Below are 25,594 nucleotides of genomic sequence, written 5' to 3' on the forward strand. Positions count from 1 at the left end.
TCGTTTATTTACCGCGTCGTGCACTCCACGGTTGGCCCATGAGAGGCGAAGGTGGTGCCGCCTGATGCTCATTTGCGGTATCGGAAGTCGGACAGCTTCCATCCGTTCGGGGTGGTGATGACCGTGGTCCGCCACGGTTCGACGGGCCGCTGGGTCGACGAGCCGTCGGCGTGGAGGACTCGATGCCGGCATTCGAGGTGGACGATCACCGTGCGCATTCCGGCCGGCGGGGCGGCGGCACCTTCGACGGGCCAGCAGGTGGCGGTGAGGGTGTCCTTCGAACGGGCCCACGCGTCCCACTCCCTGTCCGGCCGCAGCTCGGTTGTGCTCTGTGGCGCATCGAGGGTGTCGATCAGGGGTGTGGTGATCCACGGCCGGGCGCGCGCGAGCGCGTCGGCCTTGCTGTCGTCGACGGCGGGCTGCCAGGACAGAATGGCGTTCATCGCTGTCGCCGCGGCACCGGGGGCATCCAGGTCCGCCGGGTCGAGTGGGTCGATCTGCACGTGGGCGTCGGTGCCTTCGGGGATCGGATCCGGATCGCTTGGCCCACCGCATCCGGCGAGGGTCAGAACGGCGGCCGCGGTGACAGCTGCGGCGAGTGCGCGGCGTCGACGGGCCGGTGAGGTGCCGCGAGTGTGAGCGTTCATGAGTTCTGCTTCCTGTACTTGGCTTCACCGGCGATGATCTTGTCGGCGTACGGGCGGGTCTGAACGACGTAATCGGTGGAGCCGGCGGGGAATCCGCCGGAGGACAGCACGGCTCCCTCGCCGGCGTTGTAGCCGGCGAGATACAGCTCGGTGGGACCGTTCGGCGCGGCCACACGTCCGGCCGCGATTCCGGCGTCGATGGCCTTGGCGATGTCGCACATGTACTGGCCCTGGGCCATGACCGCATCCCCGATGGAGTTGACGTCGACGCGTCCGTCGCCGTCGTAGTCCTTGCCGTAGCTGGCCCAGGTGCCCGGCATGAACTGCGCGGGGCCACCGGCACCGGTAGAGGACACGGGAGCGTTTGCGCCGTAGGCGAATCCGTTCTCGGCGTCGAGCTGAGCGGCGATGAGCGAGGGCTTGATCTGCGGGCAGATCCCGCCTGAGGAACTGGCCGAGCAGTGAACAACCCGATCGACGCCCACATCCGAGCCGAGACATCGGCAGAACGCGTCCTCGGCAGTAGTGATGACGCCCGGCTGCATCCGCGTTTCTGCCGCTCCACCCCTCCGCCGCGCTGCGTCCTCGACTTCGCTAGAACCGGCCGCATCGATACCCGCCGTTGGCCTTCACGCTCGGAAGCACGCCAGTCCGTCATCACCCACGCCGTCCTCGCCGGAGCCAGCGCCACCGACATCCTCACCCGCGTCGCTGAACCTGCCTGGGCGGGTGTACGTGCCGCATACGCCCGCTACGCCGACCCCGAACGCGCCATCCGCCGCGACACTGCCCGCGCCCTCGACTGGGTCGCATCGACAGTTCCCGATCTAGTCCGGGATACCGGGCACAAGATAAAGCACACAGGGGGTACTTACGATCCGGTACTTCGTTCATGGCTTACCCACGCTCAAACCTGGGTCGCTTCCGAGTTTGTTCATCGGCGAGATCGATGGACTACCCATGCAGTCGTTCAAGCCTTGGCGTGGGCTGCGGCAGTCTCTGGGCAGATCGTTGAAGGTGTTCCCACTGTCGGTGTCGGTGGGCGGTCACTGTCCATCGCCGCCGGCATGCTCCCGGAAACTACGGTGTGGTCCGTCCTGGAGCGGCTGCGGGACATGGAAGGGTCGCCTCTGTTGCTGATCGAGCGTGGGGTGGGTCAGAACCCCGATCGGTACGCGCTGGTGCCCACACACGCTCGACGGGCGACGACGATCGACACCCTCACAGGCTCAGCTGAGGTCGAATCGGTACACCCGGCCTGGAGCATCATCGGATGGCGTCACCGCATCCTCTACGACGCAGTCGTCGCCGCAGCAGAACCTCAGACCCCGGATGAGTTGTTCACCGTCGTCGGGGTCGGACGCACGAGCGGGTACGAGGCGTTGCTGGATCTGCGCGTCGCCGGTCTGCTCACGGTCGAGAACGCCCACATCGGTGTCGGGCCGGTCGAACTCGACGACATCGGCCATCGTCACGGCCTCACATCGGCCGTCCGTACTCGCATCGTGCGCCACCGCGCCGAACGCATCGTCTGGCGAGAATGGCTCGCAGCCCGAGAGGAAGCACGCACCCCGCCCGAGCCCGATCGGTCGGTGTTCGCGATTGCTGACGATCACCCGGCCGACCCGCCCGACCACGACTACATCCTGGCCGTGATGGATACCGGGCCGCCAGACCCGTTCTGACGCAATGTGTACCGGCCACCAACCTGGGGCAGACGCGGGCACGCCGGTCGTGTTCGCATTGCGCGCTCTCGCCCGCCCACCGCGCGGCTGAATGGTGCAACGCCGAACCTAACTGGATTCTTGGAATGACGTCGCTGTGTGATGCCGGTGCTGCACGATCCGTCGACATGCTCGATTTCGACCCAGTCGCCGTTGGCTGTCGAGATCAGATGACCGGTGCGTTGGGTTGACGGCGGATGAAGTCAGCCATTCCGGGGACTGTGAAGGCAACCAGGCCGCGGGAGGGAGACCAGATGAGTCCTTTGCGTATGCAGGAGTCCCGGTGCGGTGCCATCGATTGCGGGTTCGATCCGAGGGCCTCGGCGAGGGTTGCCGTCCGCGGAGTATCGGTTCCGCTCCGTGCGATGGCACCAGATAGCGTTTTTCTGCTTCGGTGGCCCGTAGCCACCTCGAGCAGCGGTCGAGTCCATGCAATAGCTCTGTAGGAGCGCTCTACGACACGGAACTGTGCCTTCGCTGGGTGCTCTGCACATCGTTCGCGCTTATCGCGTGACGGTATGACTCCATCGAGCGACTCAAAGTCCACTGCGTACTCCGGTGGAACAATGCGCTCTATCCGTGAAATCTGTTATTGTGCAGCACTTTTCGGTAATATTGTGCGGTGTACGGACCGATTTTGTGAACGTCGCTTCATGCCGTCTGGGGTGCGCGACGCCTCGAATCGGTTGGACAATCACATCCGACATTGCTAACTTCGATGACATGTCCAGCCCCAAGGCTTCCAGACTCTAGCCGCCGGCAGTAGCCGGTGGCCACGCATGTCGCGCTCGATGCCGTTCTCTCCACGGCTTGATTTGCAGTGCGCGATTCGTGGCACCCTCTGCCCTCCTAAGCTTAAGTCTGGCCTTGGCGGCTCACATTCATTCACTGTGGCGCTGTCAGGTCACCTGCTCCGAGATCGATTTGCTTCGCTCCTGAATCCGACGATGCGAACGATCCCGCAGCCTCCCTTGACCTTTCTCAGACACACGGAGTCTCACAGTGCCATTCGCCATCTATGTCCTGGGTATTGCTGTATTCGCCCAGGGCACATCGGAATTCATGCTGTCCGGACTCATACCGGATATGGCTCAAGATCTACAGGTTTCTGTCCCCACTGCAGGACTTCTCACTTCGGCATTCGCAATCGGCATGATCATCGGTGCCCCGTTGATGGCAATTGTCAGTATGCGGTGGCAACGTCGACGAGCCCTCTTGACCTTCCTCATCACTTTTATGGTTGTGCATGTCATCGGCGCACTCACCGACAGTTTCGGTGTTTTGCTGGTCACCCGGATCGTAGGAGCACTGGCCAACGCCGGTTTCCTGGCTGTGGCGCTGGGCGCAGCCATGTCGATGGTTCCTGCCGATATGAAGGGACGAGCGACCTCAGTTCTACTGGGCGGGGTGACCATCGCCTGCGTAGTCGGGGTTCCGGGTGGAGCGCTATTGGGCGAATTGTGGGGATGGCGCGCCTCGTTCTGGGCGGTAGTGGTGATCTCCGCACCTGCAGTGGCGGCAATCATGGCATCAACCCCCGCCGATGCCCCTACCGACTTTGTTCCGAACGCGACGCGTGAACTGTCCTCGCTACGTCAACGCAAACTCCAACTGATCTTGGTGCTAGGCGCGCTCATCAACGGTGCCACCTTCTGTTCCTTCACCTACCTGGCACCGACCCTCACCGACGTCTCTGGATTCGACTCGCGCTGGATCCCCTTGCTTCTCGGACTGTTTGGACTGGGGTCGTTCATCGGCGTCAGCGTCGGTGGTCGACTCGCTGATACGCGTCCATTTCAACTGTTGGTGACGGGTTCCGCAGCTCTCCTGGTGGGATGGATCATTTTCGCTCTCACCGCCTCTCATCCGGTAGTGACCCTGGTGATGCTGTTCGTGCAAGGAACGCTCTCGTTCGCGGTGGGATCGACGTTGATCTCACGAGTGCTTTACGTCGCCGATGGTGCCCCGACTTTGGGGGGATCCTTTGCCACCGCCGCATTCAACGTCGGGGCCGCACTGGGGCCGGCCCTCGGCGGTGTGGCCATCGGTATCGGAATGGGTTACCGCGCACCACTGTGGACGAGCGCAGCGCTGGTGGCACTTGCGATCGTGATCGGTGCAGCGACGTGGACGCGCTGGAGGGAACCACGTCCAGCGCTGGATACCGTTCCCGCCTGACCACCACGACGAATCGTGCGTGCGATAGCGGCATATGTCGTTCTGAGCAGTCGTCGCACGTCCGATTCGCCGTCAGCGCGAAGGCGCGCATAGGCGTCCTCACCACTCGGTATTTCGTAAGAAGTTGCCGCGAATTCTCAGGCAGATTTTCCGGAGCGAGACGCTCTCACAGGACTTTTGGAGAAATTGAACATGACTGCATTCGATGAATCGAACAGCACTCCGCCCATCCTTGCACCCACGCTCGTCGACGACACACAGCGAAGATCCTTACCCAGGCGGCTGACTGTCGCGTCAGCAGAAGCGACGGTCATGCAATTGAGCAGGCGTCAGGAGCAGATCATCGAGCTGGTCGCGGAGGGCTACTCGGGCAAGGAAGTGGCGCGCGCACTCGGAATGTCGCCGAAAACCGTTGAGACGCACATTCAAAGAATCTTCGACCGGTACGGCGTGCGGAATCGAGCGGGTGTTGTGGCGAGGTGGATGGCTAGTAAGCACCCTGCGGCCAGCTAACTCTCCACAGAATGTCTCCGGACATTTGATCTGGAACGGGAGGTTCCGCTATCCGGAGCGAGACACCCACTTCAGGCGGGCCGGGAAGGGATGTCGCCGCAGCGGTCGGACGGACTCGACCGCTGCGGCCTGGATCGGGCCATCCGCGGATCAAACTTGAAGTAGGAAATCAGCTGTGGACCAAACTCATCCGGTTTTTCGCGCGCAATGGCCTCGTAAATCGTGGCGAGGCATTCACAGCAACGCGAGAAATTGTGCGACCACTTCCGCTGATTGCTCGGCGTTCAACCTTGGATCACAGCTTGAACGGTAGTCGGTAAAGCTGTGCGGGCCATCCGTTCTCGGCACGCATTCAGTGACAGAGTCAGGGGTTGATTCCAGGTGCAGACCTGCGGGCCATTGCCTCGCAGCCTGCAGCACTCGCGTGAATGCGGTGACCTCTCCGATGATCGAGGTCACCGCGCGAGTCTTGAACCCGTCGTGGACGTATCCGTTGCCGTGCATCGGGTCGCAAAGCCACACCACGGGACGCCCGTCCGCTGCGATGGCGTCGACGACTGGAGCAAGCATGTCGTCGACGTTTCCGATGCCGGCGCGCACGATGAACGTCAGACGACCGGCAATGCCGTCGGGATTGAGACGTCGGCTGATTGCCACAGCATCTTCGGGAGTGGCATTGGGGCCAAGTTTGACTCCGACAGGGTTTGTCACGGAACGAGCGAATTCAAGGTGGGCACCGCTGAGTCCGCGGGTCCGCTCACCGATCCATCCGAAATGTGTGGACGCAGCGTACATACCGCGGCTGCCGTCTCTGACAAGCGGGCATTCGTACGGCATCAACAGCATCTCGTGCGACGCGTACACACGTTCGAGCGGATGCCTGTCCGACCATGAGCGTCTGATTTCGTCCAGTATGGACGATGCGCACCGATATGCGGTCAACAGCCGCATAGGGTGGTCCGGCACCCGAGTGTCAGCATTTGGCTCGAATGAATTGACTGCGTCACCTCGATACGAGGCGATCAATTCTCCGGACCGAGTCATCTCGGTCGAGGATGAGCGCGGTTTGCCGTATTGACCGGCCAAACGTCCGATCGTCACAACCGGTAGATCGGTACTTACGCGCATCGAAGCGCTGAGACTGTCCAGATGATCGATCTTGCGCCGAACGAGGTCGCGGCGCGCGTCAACGAATTGTTCCGCGCAATCTCCCGCCTGAAGTACCAGTGCACGACCCTCTGATGCCAGGGCCAAACCACTGGCAAGCGCGTCGACTTCATGCTCGGCGGTCAAGGGAGCCAGGCCGGCAAGGTGGTCCTCGACCAGAGCTACAGCCTGAACGTCAGGCCATTGCGGTTGCTGAGCGACAACGCTCCGGTGCTCGGTAGCGCTCGTGGCTCGTAATCCCGTTTGGTCCGTGTCGGCGTCGGACCCGAGGGAATCAGAGCGGTCAGTGAGCGGTCGCATCGGCGATCTCCACATCTTCGACCCTGCACGTTTCGGCGATGATGACGCCGTAGAGGGCTACAAGAAAGTCGGGATCGATGCCGTTTTCTCGGCCGTACTGCGCGGCGCGGTCCTTCACAAGGCCGACACGACCCGGCTGCATCATCGCGATGTCATGTTCGGCCTTGTGGCGTGCGATACGAATGCAGCACTCAAGTCGCCGACGCAGGGTATCGAGCAACGTCACGTCAATATCGTCCAGCTCGCTGCGCAGCAGTTCGAGTCCGTCTGGAGGCATCGTGTGGTCAGTCATCGGCAGTCACTTCCGTTGTCATCGAATGGGTTTCGGACTCATCGGTCAGGTGGGTGAATGCGTCGGCACAGATCCGCTGGTACCGCTCCAGGTAGCCTCCGTACATCGTTTCGGCCGTAGCCAAGTACTCAGCGAACTGGGCTCGGTCCTCGGACTCGACGGCATCGGCGATTCTCCGCAGGCTCTGCGCCAGTTCGGCCCGCACACGCTCAGCATGGGGGTTGCGGAATTGAATGTCCCAGTAAACTTCTGGACTATTTTCCATCATGCGCGCCAGCATCGCAGTGAGCATCGTCGACGGCGGGGTGGCGAAGTCGCTCAGCGTTGTCATCTCGCACCCGCTGCGAGCGAGAGCAACGCCGTAACTCAACACCGCTGCATGCGTCAGCACTTGCGTGGTCGCGGTAGCGCGATCGTGTTCCTCGGCCGTGGTGAACAGCAATCTCGCACCGCGCTCGGTCAGGAGATGCAGTAACCGCGCAGACCGTGGACCGGACCTCTTCTCGACCACTGCAATCGAGCGGCCACGGAGGTCGAGAGATGGAGCAAACAGCGGGTTGATACCAATAATTTCGATGTCGGGATGCTCTCGAAGATGTGGAATGAGAACAGTTTTCACCGACAGCGTCTCGGCCAGCAACGCTCCCGGGCGGAGGATGAAGGTGATCACCGGCAGCGCGGCAACGGCGATGTCCTCCGGCACCGCGAGAACGACCACGTCGGCGGATTCGAGGACCTCCCTCAATTCATCGCTGGGTGCGGTGATGTCGGCGCGGAGGCCATCGACGGCATCGCTGGAGTCGACAACCAGTACGTCCATGCCCCCGCTGCGTGCCAACCCAGCGACCATCGCCCCGACCGCCCCCGCTCCACCGACCACGACGTATCGTTCGGGGACGTTCATACAGCGTCGGCGATGTAGTCGGATATCGCGGCACTGCTCAGTGCGGTGAGCAAGGCCCGAGCCTTGACCTGTGTTTCAGTGAACTCATCCTGCGGATCCGACATCGACACGATAGCGCCACCGACCCCGAAACTCGCACGACCAGCCGTCATGACAAGCGTGCGGATCACGATGTTCAGATCGACCGCGCCGGCGAGAGAGAACCATCCGAGCCCACCCGAGTACACCCCACGGGGTCCGTCCTCGAGCCTGTCGATGATCTCCATCGTTCGCTGCTTCGGGGCGCCGGTCATCGATCCTCCGGGGAATGCCGCCCGGACGCAGTCGACTGCGGACAGCTCACGGCGCAAGGTCCCTCGCACGGTAGAGACGAGTTGGTGGACAGGGGCGTAGGTTTCCACGTCGAACAGCCGGGGCACGTGCACGGATCCGATGTCGCACACCTGGTTGAGATCGTTGCGCAGCAGATCCACGATCATCAGGTTCTCGGCGCGATCCTTCGCGTGCGTGAGAAGATCCTCGCGTAGCGCACGGTCTTCGGTGGCGGTCCTCCCCCGCGGCCTGGTGCCTTTGATGGGTTTCGATTCCACGGATCCGGCGGCAGTGATGCTCAAGAAGCGCTCGGGGGAGGCGCTCAGGACCGACAGTTCCGGCAGTTCGAGGAGCGCCCCGTAGGGGACGGGGCTGATGCTGCGGAGTGTGCGGTAGACCGCGAACGGATCGGCGTCTGTGGGTGCGCTGAGCATGTTGGTCATGCAGATTTCGTACGACTCGCCCTGCGAGATCTCGTCCAGACACTGGGCGATGCGATCGAGGTAGACCTGTTTGTCATGTCGGAGCTCTACGTCGAGCCCGAAGCTGTGAACGTCGGGGTCACCCGCGGAGAGCGGCGTCGGGGTTCGGTCGCCGACGTCTGTGGCGAAGCTGGCCAACTGTGCGGTCATCTCGTCGAGCCAGTCGTTCGCAGGAAAAATCTGTCCGTCACGACTCAATGCGAGGAAATACGTGCAGCGATCGAGGTGGTCGAGCACGATCATGCGGTCCGCGAAGATCATGGCAGCATCGGGGGTTTCCGCCGAGTGCGCGTCCTCGCCGATCGTCTCGGACTTCAATTCGTACCCCAGGTATCCGACGTATCCAAGGTTGAATTCGAAAGGGAGACCGTCGGGGACCGGGATTCTGCGTTGTTCCAGTTGTGATTCCAGGTAGTCGAAGAACGTGGACTGCACTGCGGTGGTCCGACCGTCAGCGGTGCGGACGGAGACCGTGGTGGTGCTGACGTCGTGGGTGAGATATTCGGCCAGCGGACCGTCGGTGTTGCCGAGGAACGAGAACCTCGATGTTCCGTCGATGACTGCGCTGCTGTCGAGCCAGAATGCGGTGCTCTTTCCTTGGCTGAGTTCCTGATAGATCAGTTCACTGTCAGCCAGGCCGTCGAGGCGACGGTGATGGATTTCGTAATGTGTGGGTGCGGGGCGCAAATTCTCCCGGACCCCCCTGGCGAGGGTGAAGAAATTGGTCAGTAGCTCACGGCCGAGGTCACTTTCGATCGACTCGGGGTGGAACTGCACACCCCAGATCGGTTGGGTTCGGTGCCGCAGGCCCATCAACACTCCGTCTGAGCTCCAGGCCGTTGCTTCCAACTCTGGCGGCAGTTCGGTCACAGCCAGCGAATGGTAGCGGACAACGGCGAGTGGTGAGGGCATTCCCTCGAACAGGTCGGTCCCTCGGTGCTCGATGTGTGAGACGCGTCCGTGTATCGGCTCGGGGGCGAGGCCGACCCGTCCTCCGAACAGATGCGCGATCCCCTGATGCCCGAGGCACACGCCCAGGACCGGCAGTCCGCTGTCGACGATGGCGTGTCGGCTGATGCCGAAGTCACGCTGCCGGTCCGGTCGCCCGGGTCCGGGCGAGATGATGATGGCATCGAACTGCTCGATGCCGATCTCGGCCCAATCGGCATCGTTGGGGACTACCGTCGGTGGCGCCCCGTTGACCTCGCCAATGTACTGATACAGGTTGTAGGTGAACGAGTCGTAGTTGTCGATCAGAAGTATGCGCATTGTCGGCGTGCACCTCGTCGTCGGATCGGTCGGGTTCTGGGGTCCGGCGGCGGTGGCCGTCAAAGTGGAAGTGTTTCTCTGATGAAGAGACGCTTCGAGGTGCGGCCCTTGCTGAGTGCGTAGTCGGTGAGTGCGTTGCTATCGATGATCGCCGGGTGGCTCTCGTCGTAGTCGATGGCCATCAAATTTCCCATCCACGATTCCAAACCCATTGCATAGGTGTAGACCTCGTCCGGATCGAGCGCGTCGACAATGTCGCGGCCTTGGTCGAAGTTCGATCCGTTCAGGCGACGGCTCTGGTCCGAGCGCCGCGCCAGCGGTGTACTGAACAGCGGCCCGTAGATCCAACTCGCCGCCGCACCGATGCTCTCCATACCTATGAACACCGTGTTCACGCGACCGATCAACTCGGCGACCTTCGCGTACATCGTCGGCGAGATGTTCGTCGAATCGGCAGCGAACAGGGCAGACTTCTCGCCGAAACGCAGATGCCAACCCGCCTTCGTCCTGATCTGCAGATCACCGTGTTCTCCGAGGAACGGCAAGGCGGTCACTTGAGCGGATCCGCATGCGCGGGTGTCCATGTCGTCGAGTTCGACCACATCTACGAATCCGAGGTGTCGAATGATCCTGGCCAAACCGGGATCGACCATGCTCGACGTCGATGACTTGGGCACGAGGACCGTTCCCACCTTGTGTCGAATGCGAAGTAACGTCTCCAACAACATGTGGTCGGTGTGATTGTGTGTGATCAAGACATAGTCGAGCGAGGCGGGCAGGTCGTCGTAGGAGAACTTCCCTTCTGCCGCCCCCTCGTAGCCGCCGTAGCTCAGCACCGGATCGACCAAGAATGTCGTTCCTTCGTACTGGGCGTACACAGACGCATGCCCGACATATTCCATACGGTCGCCGCCGGTTTCGCTGGTTTTAGATTCGTTCTTCCCAGTCGGCACGGCCTCGAAGTAGCTGCGGAACAGTGTCGAACGCTCGGCCGGTATCGAGAGGTGCTGTTCGAGATCGGTCAGATCTCTCTCCGAAAGACCGCCACGAAACAACGTGTCGAGCAGCGGCGAATCGAGGGGGACGTCGACAATCAGCTCACGGTCTGTGTATTCGAGAATGGGTGTGGTGAGCGCAAATTCGCGTGCATCCTCGGTGATCTCTCTGAATCGCACCTGTTGCAGTGATTTGTCGTAGTAGTCCGATGCATACATCAGCGGTTCGATGAATCGATAGTCCGGCGTCCGGTTGTCTCGTCCGTAGAACACCTCGATCCGCCCCTCCAACGCGAGCGGAAGCTGTTGATACACCGAGTCGAGACTTTCTCCGGTGTAGCTGGGGAGGATCTTTTCCTCCAGTTGCTTTATCGCCTCGAACAATTCGAGCGGCTTGTCGTAACGACCACGCACAGACTCGTACCAGCTCTTGATCTGGTCGTAGTGCTCGTAGGCATGTACCCACGGACCGCCGTGCATCTTCGGTTGCTTGACTGCCATGGCATGTACCTGAGGGTCTTCGAGGTACGACTCGATGATCGGAATGAAGCGGTTGTGAATGAAACGTGCGAGCGTATGGGGTGGGATCAGATACGACCACGCGTACCAGCCGCCGATCGCGGGCTCGACTGCGACGTTCGAGCGCAGGGAGTAGTTCATAGGGAACACTTTCGGTTCAGGTGATGCAGGTCAGGGCACGGCGCAGCAAGCAGCGGCGCTCACACCGGAGCCGGGGCGGACAGCAACGCCACCACATCGGTCAAGATGTCGTGACCGGGGACCGGATGCGGCCATCCGCTTCCCCCGAGAGCTGCTTGTAGCACCGGAACCAGCCGGTGATCAGTACCGGGATGATCACGGACGCGGTCGAGCCACTCTGCGACGGGCACGACGGCGTCGTCGTCGAGCCCTACCAGCAACTCGACCTCGTCGAGCGAGTACGTGCGGTGAACGATCACTGCGGACCCGGCGCGACTGCCGTGCACGGCAGTCAATGCATCACGAGCGACCGTGCGGACATCGCAGACCGGGATGTACCCATCGAAGCGTGGAAGAACCCGCAGCTCCAACGACAAACGCAGCACCGTACTGAACCAATCGTCGACGAGGAATCGTCGATCACTTTCCTGGTGACCGTAGATGAGGGCGGTGCGAAGAACGCGCACCTCACACCCCACCTCGCGCAGAGCGTCGACGTATGTTTCGGCAACAAACTTCGATTGCGAGTACGGGTCGGCGATCGAGGCCAAGTTCTCCTGCGTGAACGGACCGAATTCCCGACTGACCGACGCTGCAGACAAGAACACGAACGACCCAGCGCCACCTGCTGCTGCAGCCTTGGCCACGACCACGCAGTTCTCGACGCTGCTCGCCAGATGCTGTTCGAGGGGTAGGCGGTGGTTGACGTCGTAACCGCAGTGCACGACCGCTGAAACCGCTGGGGCACTGCCGTTCTCGATCGCAGCAGCGAGAGAGTCGTATGTGATGGCGCGCACGCTCCGATACTCGCCGTCGACACGGTCGAATCGTCGACCGTGTCGTCTGAGGCTTTCCGCCGGATCGCTGGCGCTGACGACGAGCACCTCAACGCCGCGTTCCGAAAGAAGTTGGTCGAAAACGTGACCACCGACGAAGCCGGATACCCCGGTCACCAACACCCTCGGTGTACCCGCTCGCGCGTCACTGCTCAGGTACGCCAGCTCGGTGCGCAACGTAGACAGTCGCGCGTTGACCTTCTCGTACACCGCCTGCGCCGCTGGCTGGCGGGGTTCCGCGTCCCCGCCGTGAATGCAGCGCAGGAACCCGTTGATGGAGAAGTCGTACTCCATGGCATCGAAGGCATTTTCAACAGTGTCTTCGCCGTACATTGCACTGAGGCGGACTTGTATTCGCATCATCGCCAGCGAGTTACCGCCTGCGTCGAACAACGACGCGCCGGGGTCGATGCTCTCTCCGAGTACATCTTTGACAACTTCTTCGACAGCCGCGCGATCCGCTCCACCGTCGCCGAGCGACGCGGTGACGACCACAGCCGACTCGAGCTGTTTCCGCAGCGCGGATTTGTCCAGTTTTCCGCTCGTCGCCAACGGCAGCTCGTCGAGGATCTCTATCCGGTCCGGGACCTCCCAGAACGGCAGCATCTCACGGATCTCTTTCATCAGGGTGCCCGCATCGCCTCGTCCGGTCGTTGCCGCCATGACCAACTCGTCGTCGAACGCGACCATCGCTACGGAATGGTCGAGCTTCGTTGCGAGATCCGCCTCTACGTGCACGATGTTAACGCGATGTCCGAAACGCTTGATCTGTTCGTCGATACGGCCGAGGTACCTCAGCCGGCCGTCGCCGGCGATGCTGACGCGATCCCCTGACTTGTACGCCCGGCGGCCGTCGATCCGCGTGAAGACGGTACGGTCCTGTTCACGAGCACCTTCATAGCCCAGAGCAACCCCTGACCCGACAATGACAAGCTCTCCTTCGCCGACGGTGTCGAGCGTGTTGGAGTCCTCGGGGTGCACGAACGCCCGGAACCCCTCGATCGGCCTACCGATCGTGTCCTCGAACTGGTCCAGCGCCGCGATGGAAAAGCACACCGTTCCCTCGGTTGGGCCGTACGCGTTATAGACCGTGCTGTACTTCCTCGCCTCGTCGAACTGCGTTTTCTTCAGCGCCTCCGCAGAGAACTGAACCTTTCCGATCCGACGCTTCGCACCGTCGTCGAGCCGCGCGTAGATCGACGGTGCGATCATCAGGACGTCACATCCGTCGGCGTTGAGGTGCGCAGAGACCGCGCCCAGCCATGAGCCCTGAGACTTTTGCGGCACGACGACCGTGGCTCCGCTGTAGAGACCGGCGAAGATCTCGGAGATCGATGCATCGAACGACAGCGATGAGAACTGAAGTAGCGAATCCCCGGTGCCGATCTCGAGCGTTCGGTGTAACGAGCGGCAGAGGTTTTCGATTCCGTCATGTCCGATGTTGACCAACTTCGGTGCCCCGGTGGAACCCGAGGTGAAGATCGAGTATGCATACCGCGACGCGGACCTTCCCGTGACAAGGTTTACGTCGGGTAGAGTGACCTCGGGTGCGTACACTCGTTCCGCAGTCGTTGATGCGGATGCGATCACGCTTTCTCGGTCGAAGTACACCACGAGAGCCGGATCGCACATTGCGAGTGCGTCATTCACGCGCTGCGCGGGCCAGTCCGGATTCATCGGCGTGTAGATCGCGCGGCTTCGCATCGCCGCCAGCGCCCACACGACACCTTCGGCCGAGTGATCTCCGACGAGGACAACGCGTCGATCAAGCTCACAGCGTGAGTCGATGAAGTCGGCCAGCGCAGAGGTGATCCGGTCTAGTTCGGTGTAAGACCACACTCGGCCTGCGGTGCGGAGTGCGGCAGCGTCACCGTGGCGACGAAAGATCTCTGTCAGTAGCTCTGTGAGGTGCATGGAACTCCAATCCGTTGCTCGAGCTTGTCGAGCATGGTGGTGGCGGTGTCGTGTGGCAGGAATTTGCGCTTGTACTGCATGCGCATCAGCGGTGGACCTGGCCAGGACCTGTCGATCAGGAATTTCATGTCCTCGAATGTCCGCGCGCTCAGGACCGGCACCCAATCCCAGCGATGAGGCCTCGGGCGCATGAAGGTGGTGTCGGAGACGACGATCCGCGGAACTCGTCCGCGGGTGAACCCTCCGGCGAACGTGGGCAGATCCGACATGGTGAACCGGCCCGCCGACTCGTAGAGGCTGCGTACTTGCCGGAAATGGGCAGCGTCGTACGTGCCTCGATGTTCCGCGCGTATCACCAACGGACGGATCTCACCGAAGTAACCGGCTGAGCCGTTCATCGTCCGTTGTGAAAACGGATACTGCAACACGAAGTCACTGTCGAACGTTTCGAGGAGTAGATCACTCACTACGCAGAGAATGTCGTTGAAACGCAACCCTTCCCGCACTGGAAGCCAGTGCCCTGTCGAGGCGGAGATCGTCGGGATACCCCTGACGCGAGGGGCCAGATCGTCGCCGAGGGAGGATTCGACCGCGGCGACGTCTGCCCGCGGAATGCCCGCGTACCGCCGGACAGCTTCCCCGTGTTCGCGGTAGTAGTCACCGAGAGACTCAGCATCGGCACCCTCCGGCTCCTGCATCCCTTGCAGGTAGTCCCGGAATACTTCGACCAGGTGTGTGACATCGGGAAGATCTGCGATGAGGTGATTCACCTTGACGAACACCGCGTGCTTGCCAGAACGGTGCCGCCAGCATGCGACGTGGACGACTTCGTCCAGCGCCAGCGGTGTCGCGTTGTGATAGCTCGACACAATCGCAGTCATGTCGTCGATGCCGCCGTCTACCGTGCCCGGCACGTAGGCCAGGCTGCAACGCACATCTGATGGCTCGACATCGAGGACGTTGGAAAGGGCGTCACACAACCCCAAACGCTCGACGAACACCCGAAACAGCCGCGTATCCGACAACCGTGCCACATCGACCATGCCGATCGCTCCGGAGCACGGGTTCACGTCGCCGTCCAAGCCGAGATCGTGCAGAAAACTGTACAAATCGCGAAGACCGTTCGCTTCTTCACGCAATGCAGGTACGTTCACGAAAGTTCGCCTCCTACTTACGATTTGCCGACGAACTACTTCACGCCCACCGAATGCCAACCGAACTCGACGGCGTCGAGTGCTCCCATCTCCGACAACAGCGTGTGCAACCCGGAATGGTCCTGCACGAGGTGGACCCCGGACTGAGAGGCACGAACGTCCGCTGCTGCCCGTTCCCACCCCTTCACACCCTCGAACTCCAGGATTGATTCCCATGTCTCGAAGTCAGGAGCGATGAATGCTTCCATCCCGGCAATGAGCTTCTCTAGGAAGAAATGCTGCTGATCCGTAGTGAGACGGTCATAAACTTGCTTGGCCATCTCGTCGGCAATGGAAGCGTGGCAATACTCGTCTCTGTTGTGCAGCTTCACTAGGGTCGAGTTGATGGTTTGAATCTCCTGGTCGTTGGCAAGCAGATCCAAATACGCGTTGATCGAGATCTCGGCGACCGTGGCGAAGGCCAGCGACGTCAGATTCTTCTGCCATCCCTCGGTCTGCTCGTCTCGGTGACGACGATGAATCTGTGTGATGTGGGATTCCGGAAGCACCTGGTCGGCGAAGCTGTTCGCACGCTTTCGACGGGTGACAGCGCTGCCGTTCATATGCATCAACGAGTGGTACTGCTCGTCCACCATTGCCTGGGCGATCGCGATGTCGAGTGTCGGTCCTCCCAGAGCGGGAAATGCACCGTCGAGTACACTCTCGAACGCGGGGTTCACAATACGTTGCTCGATCAGAACGGTGTTGCGGTTGTAGGAAACCCACCCCCAGCTGAGCAGTCGCGATTGAGTATTCTCCGACAGCGTGTCCCAAATCGGGTGTGACCTGATAGGAATCATGTCTTCGCGAAAGTCCGGTCTCGACAGGTCGTAGAGGTCGTCCAGATCGGGTTCTCGACGTTTGACTGCCGCGCGTCGGTTCCAATTGTTCGCCAGGCGGCCGATGATCGCGTTTTCAACTTGGTCGGTCGGATCGAATGCCGGCAGTCCTGAGATGTGGGTCAGGTGTTCGGTTCCGGCACTGGGTGACGAGTCGTCGAGTATGGGTAGGCGGGCCGCTTCGTTGGAGTGGCTCATGAACCCCAGACTGCACGGACAGGTAGGCAATTATCAGTCAGAAAATGCACCTACAGAGAAGTGCTGACCGCAGAATTACCTACAGTTCGCGACTGCCAGTCGGAGAGCCCTGGCATAGCTTCGCGAGCGCTAGTCTTGCTGGTCAGAGCCAACTTCACATGTGCTCCCAGTAGACCAAGCGACGAGAGATGGCCTTAGCGCGAGCTGTCCGCCAACCTGCGCTACGTCTCGGATGAATCATTCAATCGGCATACAAGCGGAGGGCTGACAGTGGCAGTGGATCAACGTCAGTCGTGTGCGCGAATCGACAAAAGCGTGACGGATCCGACGGTGGCGGTGAGCCAGCGCGGCATGGCGCTGTAGGAGAACTTCGGTTGATGTCGACAGGTTGGTTCGTACCCGACACCTCCTCGAGCTTTCCTGGCAGGCCGGGTTCAATCGGGGCTGGCGTCCGGGACCTAACCGCGGGAGGTCTCGACGTTTCCGAGAAGGTCGAGGGTGCGTTTCAGGAGTTGCTCGATGCGGTCCTCGACGTCGTCGACCATGTCCGGTACACCGGCCAGCGCCGTGTGGGCGCGGCGACGCGCGTCGACACCCGAGCTGTAGTACCCGGAGTCAAGCGCTGCAGAGGCCGGCTCCGGAGCGGCGATCGGCTCACTCCGATCGGTACCATCGGACGTTCTGATGACGGGGCGACGTGGGGTGTGCAGCGGAGAAACGCCTGCGCGGTGCCTGGCGATAACCGCTCCGACCTCGGCCGCGGTCATCGCCGTGACCGGCAAGGGCAGGTGACCCCACCGATCGATCGGCACCGCGACCGGACCGCGACGGTCCGGCAACCCGGACACATCGGGAAAAGTATTGCGTTGCAGATGTTCTGCCAGCAGCGTCGTGGAGGGGTAGCGCTCGGAGAACTGCAGAACTGTCCGCCACCGGTCCCATATCGTGGCCGGCTCGAAATCTGTAGCGTCGTTGGGGGCGATGCGGATTCGGTGGCGGCCGCCGATCCACAATTTGTCGCCGTCTCTGATGATGTCGGTGCGGTCAAGCCCTGCAATAGCTCTGTAGGACAGGCCCGCTCCGGCGAGAACGAGAAGAACGGCATCGCGGCGATTCTTGATTGTCGCCGCCCAGCGTGCGATTTACTTCGATTTCGGAAATTCCAATATTGTTCGGTCATGAGTGAGCCCGGATTTCACTTACTTGGTGTGACACAAAAAGGCTAGTTTCGATAAACAAACAGTGCGATTCTGTCCGCATCGCCGGAACCTACGTTGTCGCCGATATTATCGTGGCCAACGAATGGTTCACTTCCTGACGAATTGTTCGCCTTGCCTAGCATCAGGGCTGCCGGACTTCGCCCGAATGGGGTCAACGACGGCTGTATGCGAACAGAGAGGTATCGAACATGCTTTCGGAATAAATGTCGACAGCGGATGTTCGTTCATTCATACGGTATACGTCCAGTCATTCACATGGCGTACGTCCGGCCTAGTGGAAGTGATCGGTCTCCTCGAATGAAGACGGCGCAACCGACCTGGGCTACCGCACAGTGGCGTGTATCGCCGCTCGTCGTTCGTAGTATCAGGTGTGACTCAAGGCCCGTGATGGTCGCGTGGCCTATCTTCGTTTCCCTCGCCAAGACCTTGCCGAGCCGAACCGAGCCGACCCGGCGTCGGCCTCATGCCACCGATGGATCCGGCCGCACCGGAGGCTGGCGTTTCGCCGAAAGCTCGCCACGGCTTGGGCGTCGACGAAGACCAGTTGTTCATCTTCGAGATCATTCGATGATTGGGAACCATTCGGAGCGCGAGTACATCTAATCGGTCGGGAGGGGCGGTCGGACATCTGAGGGGGCCGGCCACCCCCTCCCTCCCCCGCCTCTCGCCGAACGTTCTCGACGGTCACACGTGACGCGCCGAAAGGCTGCAGTTGTCAGCAGGCGCAATCCGAACTACCAACTTGTTGACACCGGGTTTGTACCATGGACTCGAATACCTCCATCCAGGCCGAGATGCTCGACTGCCAAAATCTAAGCCAAAGTGACGCTCCACAGCTCGCGCGGATTCACCAAACGTCCGTTCGTCGTCGGTCGTTCGCCCCGAACGCTGCGGCGGCCGTGTGCCCAGCGATCGTTGTCGATGATCACGAGTTCGTTTACGCCCAAACGGATCTGACGAACAACGGCCTCGTCGTGGGCCACCTCGTGGAGAGCTTCAAGAGCGCGCGCGGCTTCTCGATCAGACGTATCGCCGGTTCGCAACGCTTCTACAAGGTCGTATTTCATGCGCACACCATGATCAAAGCAACCCTGTGCATCGGGAAGGTCGTAGAGGACGGACCTTCTAGTGCCATCAGGGAAGAGGATCGGCGATTTCAGGGTCCGAACCATCGATTCACCGTCGCGGCCGAACCTCAGGACAAGCTCGACGAGGACCGCGCGCCATTCCACGAAAATGGACTCGCCGTTCTGCCCGGGCGAGCCGTCGAGCCAACCGGGATCGATCATCAGCATCGCGAAACATGCCGGGCGGGGGTCTCGCATGGTCTGCGCAGAATGCAGGCTCAGCGGCCCGTCCAGAGCGTGCAGCTCACCCCGCGCTGCCGCCGCCTGCTCGTAACGTACGTGATGGATGGCGGCGTGATCAGGATGTGCCCCAATCGTATTCGCAGCATAGTACCGAAGGGGACGACCCCAGTGCTCGACAAACTCGATGAACGCCGACACATCCGCTGCGAAGTTGCTGATCCGGACGGCTCGATGGGTGAGAAACCGTTCTCGTGCGACAGGGAGTAGACGTTCGCCGAGCGCGGTGGCGTCGAGGGCATCGAATGCGGCGTTGGTCATGATGACCACCCCTGCTTCAGATCCGTGGACAGTCGGACCGGTCGCGGGACGATGTCACCGGCTTCGTGGCGGATGAGATGCATCCGGCGCAGCCAGCGGTCGGTGCCGTCGTAACGTGCCTCGTAGCGCGTTCGCGCGTGCACCGCGCGGCGGTTGTCGATTAACAGCATACTGCCCTGTTCGAGAGCCTCACCGCGCTGGTGACGGAGTACGGCGTTCTCCAGTTCGACGAGGGCGCGTTCGGCATTCGACGTCAGCGCCCTGGTCAACTCGGGCTCGAATCGCAGGACCGGATCCTGGATGGTTCCCGTGAGCACGGCGAACGCGGGTCCGTCGGTGACGGCCCGAACGGGCTGTCCTGCGGCGAGGTACGGACTGTGCAACCGCGACACCTCGATCATGAACTCCGGTCGGTGAAGTGCATCGATCGTTGCTTGGGTGAGATCCCCGAGAAAGTCTCTAGCGCTCGACAACTGGGTGCGCGCCTGGCGGCCATGGTCATGCCGAACGACGTACAACATCAAAACGTCCGGTGGAGTGGGGTGGAACATCATCTCGGAGTGGTAGCCGAGATCGACCGCAGAACTCTGACTCGAGACCTTGCGTTCCTGGCTGCGAATCGGGTGAACGTCCTGCAGGAATGCGCCGTTGCGTTCCTGCGCGTAGGAAAGCGGGTGTCCGACGAGGGCACCGACCGCCAGCATGACGATCTCGGAGAGACGGTCGGTGGTCACAGCCCGGTGCCGCACAACGGTCGGAGTCGGCGGAAGTTCCGTGAGAGGTGGAGTGTGGCGGATGAGGAGAGCACCGGCCGAATTGCCGTGCGCAGCGAATGCGGTGACCGCATCAATCACCGCCGCAGGCAGCGTGGACGCAACAGACGCGGTCTCCCTGACGAAAGAGTCGAAGTTCTCGAACGGATCGGATTCGATTGCACGCGCAGCACCCTGGAATTCGTCCCAGGCCGACGGCGCGAGGTCGATAACCGGAAGGCGTCCGGTGCGTCCTCGGTTGGATTCATGGTCTCTGATCATGTTGTGCTACAACCCTTCCAGGTCTTGGTTGGTATTTGGTGACTGGTCGTCCTGCGTCGAGGCGCTGTCCCTCGCCCGGTGGCGCACATCCAGTCGGGTGTGCGCCACCGGGGCAAGGAAGTTCAGTGCGATCTAGCAGCGGTATCCGGTGTAACCCTGGTTCTCCCACGGGCGGACCGAGAGCAGAAAGGCCGAGCACCAGCCCCGGTTGCCGTACTGCTGAGCGATCAGCCGGTGGGTCTGGACGAGGGCGAAATAGCTCGCCCGCAGCTGCCACGGAGCGGCGGCCGGCAACGCCGGCGCCCTGCCCTGCCCCAGGGCCACGGTCTCGGCCTTGCTGAGGTAGACCGCGCACCTCCCGTCACCGCAACGGGCGGTGGAGGCGTCCGCCGTCCCGTTGGCCCCTAACGTGAGGCCGATGACAATCGCCGCCGACGTCAGCAGCATCAGGAACACCCTGATGCTCCTGCTCGTCAGCGTCCTGCGGCTCTGACCGGTCATGGTGGACATACCGACTCCTTCTTCCTGGTGATATCCGGTCCTCGGGGACCCGACACCATCTAGACGCAGAACCTCCGAAATCGATTCACTCGGATCATGGAACCGGCCGGCCGTCCGTCGGCGTTCCGAATCGATTTCGCGCCCTTCGCGTCTAGGTGGTGACACCGACCAGGAGGTTCACGGCATGGCGAAGCGGAACGAGTGGAAACCGCTCATGGATGCGGTACAGGCGGCGGGGTGGACGTACCGTGCCAGCAAGCACGGAACCTATGTATATCCGGCCGAACCTGGAGTCCGTCCGGTCACCATCCCCGGAACGCCGGGTGACTATCGATCGCTGCGCAACACGAGGGCGCAGCTTCGACGAGCCGGCCTCACCGGCGTGTGAACGCTTTAACCACGACGGGGATGCGCAGAGCGATCAGCGCATCTCTTTCGTACGTCACATCGGGGCAGAATCCTGTACTTTCTGGACCAGTTCCGTGCGCCACAGCCGACACTTGTCGGGGCAGGGCGGCGGATGGACCACAGGAGCCGGGCAGCAATGTCGACCGATGATTCGCCGGAAAAATTCCCCAGGTTTCTTCCACGAGTTCAAGACGGACCAGCCCGATTTGATGAGCAGGTCGAAAAACTCTTGGGCAAGAGCCGGGGGCACTATGAGAACCTCGTAATCCGTGTCGCCTGGAGGCTGACTGGGGAGGTAGGTGAACGCGGTCGTCCGGCAGGATCTGCAATCAGCTGCCGACCTTCGATCTCTTCCAACGCTGTGGTGGTGTCCGCCCAAATCCCGACGAGGCTAAGCCAATCGACGACGAGCTCCGTAACTGTCATCGGCCTATGACCCGGCAAAACCTGAGGGAAGACGCGGCCCTGGTCGCTACCGTTGTGCATAGCGAACCACTCCCTCAACTCTGGCGTCCACGTCCGACCCGTCGCACTCTCGGCGTCTCTGACGATCCTTGGTTCGGCGGGTGGGTTGAGTCCAGCGGCAGTGACGGGCGCGTACGCGTCGCACCACGAAAGAAGCCTCCCCCACTGGTCCACAAGGTGCGTCATGAACGGATCGTAGCGGCGGAACCGATCACGATCAGAGTCATCCTGGAGGAGTCATTCACCTGAAATATCGAAGCGTTCCCTCAATGTTGCGATGAACTCTTCGTATCCGTCCATCCCGAATGTGTCCAAGGCCCACATGTAGGTTTCCAGAGCGCGATGCAACGAGTCGTAGGGGACCGGCTCGTAGAATCCGGCCAGCGTCTTCACGGCCTCGTATTGCTGTAGCGACTCGCGCCTGGCCGGTACGCCGGGAACGATCCGTTTCGGAATGGTCGGATCCCACTTCACACGTTCGGCCAGATCGAAATAGTCCTCGTCGAGGCGGCGCTGCGCAATCGCCCGATCAGCCCACTCGTTGACCCAGGGATAGTTGTCGAGCCCGCTCACCGCGAAACATGTTCTGACGCAAAAGGCCTTGAACTCGTCGAGCATCTCGTCGTCCTGCTCCGCGAGCCAGTCGACCAGAGGTCGGTCGAGGAAGGCCAACGCCTTCGCATACGTTTGGTCGGTGAGCTTGCCCTTGAGCGGCCGACCACCATAAGCCAGCTTCAGCGCCCTTACAGCGCGGCCGAGATCTGACTCGGGGTCGACCTTCCGAGTGACACCATTCTCGTCGCGGACGTAAATCATGGACCTGTCCGGCCACAGTTCCGTGTCGTTCGACGGCTCGTCGGACCACGCCCTATCCGTCTTCTTCAGCGTTGCCACCACAGGTGACTCGGCGAGGTCATCGAGCGGTGTGGGCCAGAATTGGAACAGGTAGTCCTCGACCGGCTCTGTCACCTCCTGCGAGGTCGACGTATCGCGGCCACGTGCGTGTGCGCGAACATGGTAGGCCCCAGCAGCAATCGGCTCCAGGCCCTCCGAAGGGCGTCCCTCCAGTGATCGCACTTCGATTGCGGCCGACGCGGTGATGACCGATTGTTCGACTACTTCCCAGTTGTCGTACTCGGCGACGGGCTCTGCCTGCCACACCTGCACAGTTACGCGAGCAGGACCGTAGGACACGCCCGTGTACGTGGCCAGAAATCCGGGACCTACCTCGATCAACGTGCCTTTCGCCTGCACGTCGAGAGTGTCCGTGTCGTCGTTCGAGACCACGAATTGATCGTGATCGACCTCGACGATTCCCGAGGTCTGCAGAACAGGTTCAGTATCTCCGGCCACGGAGACGACCCTAGCGTTTTCACGCGTCCGCTTGCGGGATGCGGAGCAATAAGACCAGTTCTAATGTGCAGGGATACCAGCAAACTACTGCATACTGTTGCAGCGCAACACTTGTCGTCTTCTGCACGTCTCGGCAGCGGATCGATGCGACAGGTCCTGACCCACGAAAGACATCCTTGATCGGCTGCGAAACCCTGTGCTGCGGTTCATGCGTTGCTCGAAAACGAACTAGGTGGGCTTCTCCGGTGTCTCGGCGTCGAGGTAGCCCCACCAGTCGATACCGTTCTTGTCTTGCCGGAGGTTGTTCGCGACGGTCCCCAACGGTTCTCCGATATCGAAATCGGCCACTTCTCGGCCGAAGCGCTCCGCGTCTGCCGTCTCCGCAGCAGGATACGGCCCCGATTTTGTCATCCGAATTCCCAGAGTCTTCGCGACAGTCATGTACCGGTATACAACGCAGAACGCATCCGAACCGTCCGTCCACGCGTCGGCAACACCGACACACCCCACGCTTCGGACAACGAGCTCGTAGACAGGCGACGCAAGCATGAAGCCAAAGCGGATTCCGCCCATGTCGACGACAGCTCACCGTACTGTTCCAACAGTTCACGGTGCCTGGAGGTGTATCGACGGGCCGATGGAGAATAAGCCTGGGCAGCAACTGTTCCGGCCGGAAAGTAGTCTTCGCGCAGTCCGTGCTGGTTTCGATCCATGATCTGCAGCTTAAGACGGGCAGCGGCACCCTCGGGGAACCGTGACAGCGACTGCTCGCACATGCCCCACGTCGGGGCGCAGAGCAATACGACCACTCTTGATATGCAGGTGTACCAGCAGACGCTAGGAAGAGTTGTCCGACAAGGAATTTCGACACTGCCCGCTCGCGGCTGCCCGCTCGCGCGAAATCGCTGGCGGGATGTGGGCCTCCCGCCCGACATGCAGCGGATTCTCGGAGACGTCAGGAATCGAACGAGCTGTGCATCACGCGGGAGGTCATGGTGTCGGCCGCATCGTTGAACGCCCCGAAAGCCGACTCGAGCAGCTCATAGGCTGGGGCCAACTGGGTCTGCTCGATCTTCGATACCGACGAGACGGTCCATCCGATCAACCCGTCGTGTCCCGGTGTCGGTTTTCCGAAAAGATCGACGAGGGCGTCGCGGCGGTATCCACTCTCCACTAGGTCGTTCGCGGTGTACCAGTCGTCTCTAGGGTTGTGAACGTTTTCGTCCTGAACCCTCTGTAGCTTCTTCAAAAGCCGGTCGTTGTCGGTCGATGGTGTTGCAGGTTCGGACATTTCGGAATCCCTCCGGTGAGTCGCACCTCTATGAGCTGCGTCCGACCGGACGATTTTATCGTCGCTCGTATTGACTGATCAACGTGTGTTTCCAGAACCGAACGGACACTGCAGCGCGCCCCTCCGCCGGCGGTAGGGGGTTGCAGCTCGGCAGCTCGTTCGTTGGCTAGGCTGGCACTATCGAATTCGTGACATTGTGTGATTGAAAGGTATTCCGGCTGTGGCCAAACGAGTGACAACCCAATTGGTGGACGATATCGACGGGTCGGTCATAGACGACGAATCCGGCGAAACTATCGAATTTGCAGTCAATGGCGTCGAGTACGTGATCGACCTGAAGGCGAAGAACGCCAACGAGTTTCACAGGAGAATGGATTCCTACATCGAGCACGCGACGCGGGTCGGTGGCCGCAAGCGCAAGCCCTCCCCCAGCGGCGCGACGACGCCCGCGAAGGCCGGGTCACCGCCCACGCGTGATCCGGCGCAGACGCGCGCGATTCGGCAGTGGGCGGCCGACGAGGGCTACGAGATCAGCGATCGCGGCCGCATCCCGGCCGCTATCGAAGAGGCGTACAACGCCGCTCACTGACCATGCCGTTGGGTCTCTGCAGCTGAGCAACAGCGCGAAGAGGGAAGCTTTCTAGTGTTCGTCGAGCCCGAGCTCTCGACGAAGCTGGTTGCGTTCCTCCGAACGCGAGGCGAGAACCTCTCCCGCGAGACAACGACTGGGAGGCCGTGTCGGACGATCCGATGGACTGGCGGGTCGGCTACTTCCGTTGAATAAACAGCGGCCGATGGAACTGTTCGCCTTCTGGGTGGTCGAACCGTTGCCAGCCGAGCGACGCCCAGAACCCATGGGCCTCTTCGGAGTACGCAAATAGTCGCCGATGTGGGTGCCTTTCCGTTAGCGCCTGTACGACTCGGGTGCCTACGCCGCGTTGTCGCGAGGATGCGGCGACCTCCATCGTTTGGATCTCCAACCGTTCCGGGCCCAATTCCGGTGCGTTCGTGTAATCGGGGTTGATGTCACCTGGATCGTCGAGTTCGATGCGCGCGATCTCGGTACCGCCTGCCTGAACCTGGACGTACCATGGGTCGTCAAAGTGGTACGGGACATAATCCCACCAGTGCTCGTGCTCGTATTTGATCTCCAGGTCGAACGGCGGTTGCCAGGTGTACCGGCTTTCTCTGCCGCGGCGCATATCGAGGAGTTCGATAGGCACCGTGGTCAT

Annotated in this window: 22 protein-coding genes and 1 pseudogene; 5 read left to right on the forward strand and 18 right to left on the reverse strand. The window is 61.4% G+C overall.

Annotated elements, in window-relative coordinates; genetic code table 11:
* Window positions 1-68 precede the first annotated feature (68 nt).
* Both CH293_RS26480 and CH293_RS26485 read right to left on the reverse strand, forming a co-directional pair.
* Complete coding sequence (locus CH293_RS26480) at window positions 69-647, reverse strand: hypothetical protein (RefSeq protein WP_094721925.1); 579 nt, start codon at window positions 645-647, stop codon at window positions 69-71.
* Window positions 644-1,093 (reverse strand): annotated as a pseudogene (locus tag CH293_RS26485) (lytic transglycosylase domain-containing protein); the annotation flags it as partial. The pseudogene CH293_RS26485 and the gene CH293_RS26480, both read right to left, overlap by 4 nt.
* Window positions 1,094-1,108: 15 nt before the next feature.
* On the opposite strand from CH293_RS26485, the gene CH293_RS28005 reads away from it, so the two are divergent.
* The 3 genes from CH293_RS28005 (at window position 1,109) to CH293_RS26505 (ending at window position 5,062) form a co-directional block, all read left to right on the forward strand.
* A complete protein-coding gene (locus CH293_RS28005; protein WP_141217229.1) occupies window positions 1,109-2,332 on the forward strand; it encodes a hypothetical protein in 1,224 nt (407 codons plus the stop codon).
* A 1,041-nt stretch (window positions 2,333-3,373) separates the two neighbouring features.
* Window positions 3,374-4,549 carry a Cmx/CmrA family chloramphenicol efflux MFS transporter gene (locus tag CH293_RS26500; protein ID WP_094721927.1) on the forward strand — a complete coding sequence of 392 codons (1,176 nt, stop codon included), beginning with the start codon at window positions 3,374-3,376 and terminating at the stop codon, window positions 4,547-4,549.
* A gap of 192 nt (window positions 4,550-4,741) precedes the next feature.
* Window positions 4,742-5,062, forward strand: a complete 321-nt coding sequence (locus CH293_RS26505) for a response regulator transcription factor (protein ID WP_094721928.1) — start codon at window positions 4,742-4,744, stop codon at window positions 5,060-5,062.
* A gap of 234 nt (window positions 5,063-5,296) precedes the next feature.
* Here the strand turns inward: CH293_RS26505 and CH293_RS28845 are convergent, their stop codons facing one another.
* The 12 genes from CH293_RS28845 to CH293_RS26565 form a co-directional block, all read right to left on the reverse strand.
* A complete protein-coding gene (locus tag CH293_RS28845) occupies window positions 5,297-6,544 on the reverse strand; it encodes a 3-deoxy-7-phosphoheptulonate synthase (RefSeq protein WP_369597573.1) in 1,248 nt (415 codons plus the stop codon).
* Window positions 6,513-6,821: a chorismate mutase family protein gene (locus tag CH293_RS26515; RefSeq protein WP_094721930.1), complete on the reverse strand. Its 309-nt coding sequence runs from the start codon at window positions 6,819-6,821 to the stop codon at window positions 6,513-6,515. The genes CH293_RS28845 and CH293_RS26515 overlap by 32 nt, the downstream gene beginning before the upstream one ends.
* Window positions 6,814-7,725 carry a prephenate dehydrogenase dimerization domain-containing protein gene (locus CH293_RS26520; RefSeq protein WP_094721931.1) on the reverse strand — a complete coding sequence of 304 codons (912 nt, stop codon included), beginning with the start codon at window positions 7,723-7,725 and terminating at the stop codon, window positions 6,814-6,816. The genes CH293_RS26515 and CH293_RS26520 overlap by 8 nt, the downstream gene beginning before the upstream one ends.
* A complete protein-coding gene (gene pabB, locus CH293_RS26525) occupies window positions 7,722-9,788 on the reverse strand; it encodes an aminodeoxychorismate synthase component I (protein ID WP_094721932.1) in 2,067 nt (688 codons plus the stop codon). Before pabB ends, CH293_RS26520 begins: the two co-directional genes overlap by 4 nt.
* Window positions 9,789-9,847: 59 nt before the next feature.
* A complete protein-coding gene (locus CH293_RS26530) occupies window positions 9,848-11,443 on the reverse strand; it encodes an MBL fold metallo-hydrolase (protein ID WP_094721933.1) in 1,596 nt (531 codons plus the stop codon).
* 59 nt (window positions 11,444-11,502) lie between these two features.
* Window positions 11,503-14,232: an AMP-binding protein gene (locus CH293_RS26535; RefSeq protein ID WP_094721934.1), complete on the reverse strand. Its 2,730-nt coding sequence runs from the start codon at window positions 14,230-14,232 to the stop codon at window positions 11,503-11,505.
* Complete coding sequence (locus CH293_RS26540) at window positions 14,211-15,386, reverse strand: hypothetical protein (RefSeq protein ID WP_217900794.1); 1,176 nt, start codon at window positions 15,384-15,386, stop codon at window positions 14,211-14,213. The genes CH293_RS26535 and CH293_RS26540 overlap by 22 nt, the downstream gene beginning before the upstream one ends.
* Window positions 15,387-15,421: 35 nt before the next feature.
* Complete coding sequence (locus CH293_RS26545) at window positions 15,422-16,462, reverse strand: diiron oxygenase (RefSeq protein ID WP_094721935.1); 1,041 nt, start codon at window positions 16,460-16,462, stop codon at window positions 15,422-15,424.
* A 458-nt stretch (window positions 16,463-16,920) separates the two neighbouring features.
* Window positions 16,921-17,475 (reverse strand): hypothetical protein, encoded by a 555-nt coding sequence (locus tag CH293_RS26550; protein WP_255122994.1) that lies wholly within the window; start codon window positions 17,473-17,475, stop codon window positions 16,921-16,923.
* Window positions 17,476-18,494: 1,019 nt separating this feature from the next.
* Entirely contained in the window at window positions 18,495-19,310 is an 816-nt protein-coding gene (locus tag CH293_RS26555; RefSeq protein WP_141217230.1) for a TauD/TfdA family dioxygenase, read from the reverse strand.
* The gene (locus CH293_RS26560) at window positions 19,307-20,344 is read right to left on the reverse strand and encodes a TauD/TfdA family dioxygenase (protein WP_094721937.1); all 1,038 of its coding nucleotides are present in this window, start codon (window positions 20,342-20,344) and stop codon (window positions 19,307-19,309) included. Before CH293_RS26560 ends, CH293_RS26555 begins: the two co-directional genes overlap by 4 nt.
* Before the next feature lie 132 nt (window positions 20,345-20,476).
* Window positions 20,477-20,854 carry a hypothetical protein gene (locus tag CH293_RS26565; protein WP_094721938.1) on the reverse strand — a complete coding sequence of 126 codons (378 nt, stop codon included), beginning with the start codon at window positions 20,852-20,854 and terminating at the stop codon, window positions 20,477-20,479.
* 175 nt (window positions 20,855-21,029) lie between these two features.
* Here CH293_RS26565 and CH293_RS26570 point away from each other — a divergent pair, with 175 nt between their 5' ends.
* Complete coding sequence (locus CH293_RS26570; RefSeq protein ID WP_094721939.1) at window positions 21,030-21,233, forward strand: hypothetical protein; 204 nt, start codon at window positions 21,030-21,032, stop codon at window positions 21,231-21,233.
* Window positions 21,234-21,955: 722 nt separating this feature from the next.
* On the opposite strand, the gene CH293_RS26580 is transcribed toward CH293_RS26570, so the two are convergent.
* The 3 genes from CH293_RS26580 to CH293_RS26590 form a co-directional block, all read right to left on the reverse strand.
* Window positions 21,956-23,071 carry a hypothetical protein gene (locus tag CH293_RS26580; RefSeq protein ID WP_094721941.1) on the reverse strand — a complete coding sequence of 372 codons (1,116 nt, stop codon included), beginning with the start codon at window positions 23,069-23,071 and terminating at the stop codon, window positions 21,956-21,958.
* 228 nt (window positions 23,072-23,299) lie between these two features.
* A complete protein-coding gene (locus tag CH293_RS28330; protein ID WP_176460135.1) occupies window positions 23,300-23,482 on the reverse strand; it encodes a hypothetical protein in 183 nt (60 codons plus the stop codon).
* 544 nt (window positions 23,483-24,026) lie between these two features.
* Complete coding sequence (locus CH293_RS26590) at window positions 24,027-24,362, reverse strand: hypothetical protein (RefSeq protein ID WP_094721943.1); 336 nt, start codon at window positions 24,360-24,362, stop codon at window positions 24,027-24,029.
* Between the two features lie 220 nt (window positions 24,363-24,582).
* On the opposite strand from CH293_RS26590, the gene CH293_RS26595 reads away from it, so the two are divergent.
* The gene (locus CH293_RS26595; protein ID WP_094721982.1) at window positions 24,583-24,951 is read left to right on the forward strand and encodes an Lsr2 family protein; all 369 of its coding nucleotides are present in this window, start codon (window positions 24,583-24,585) and stop codon (window positions 24,949-24,951) included.
* Window positions 24,952-25,129: 178 nt separating this feature from the next.
* Here the strand turns inward: CH293_RS26595 and CH293_RS26600 are convergent, their stop codons facing one another.
* Window positions 25,130-25,594 carry a GNAT family N-acetyltransferase gene (locus CH293_RS26600; protein ID WP_255123003.1) on the reverse strand — a complete coding sequence of 155 codons (465 nt, stop codon included), beginning with the start codon at window positions 25,592-25,594 and terminating at the stop codon, window positions 25,130-25,132.

The sequence above is a fragment of the Rhodococcus sp. 14-2470-1b genome (genome assembly GCF_002259415.1).
Taxonomy (GTDB): Bacteria; Actinomycetota; Actinomycetes; order Mycobacteriales; family Mycobacteriaceae; genus Rhodococcoides.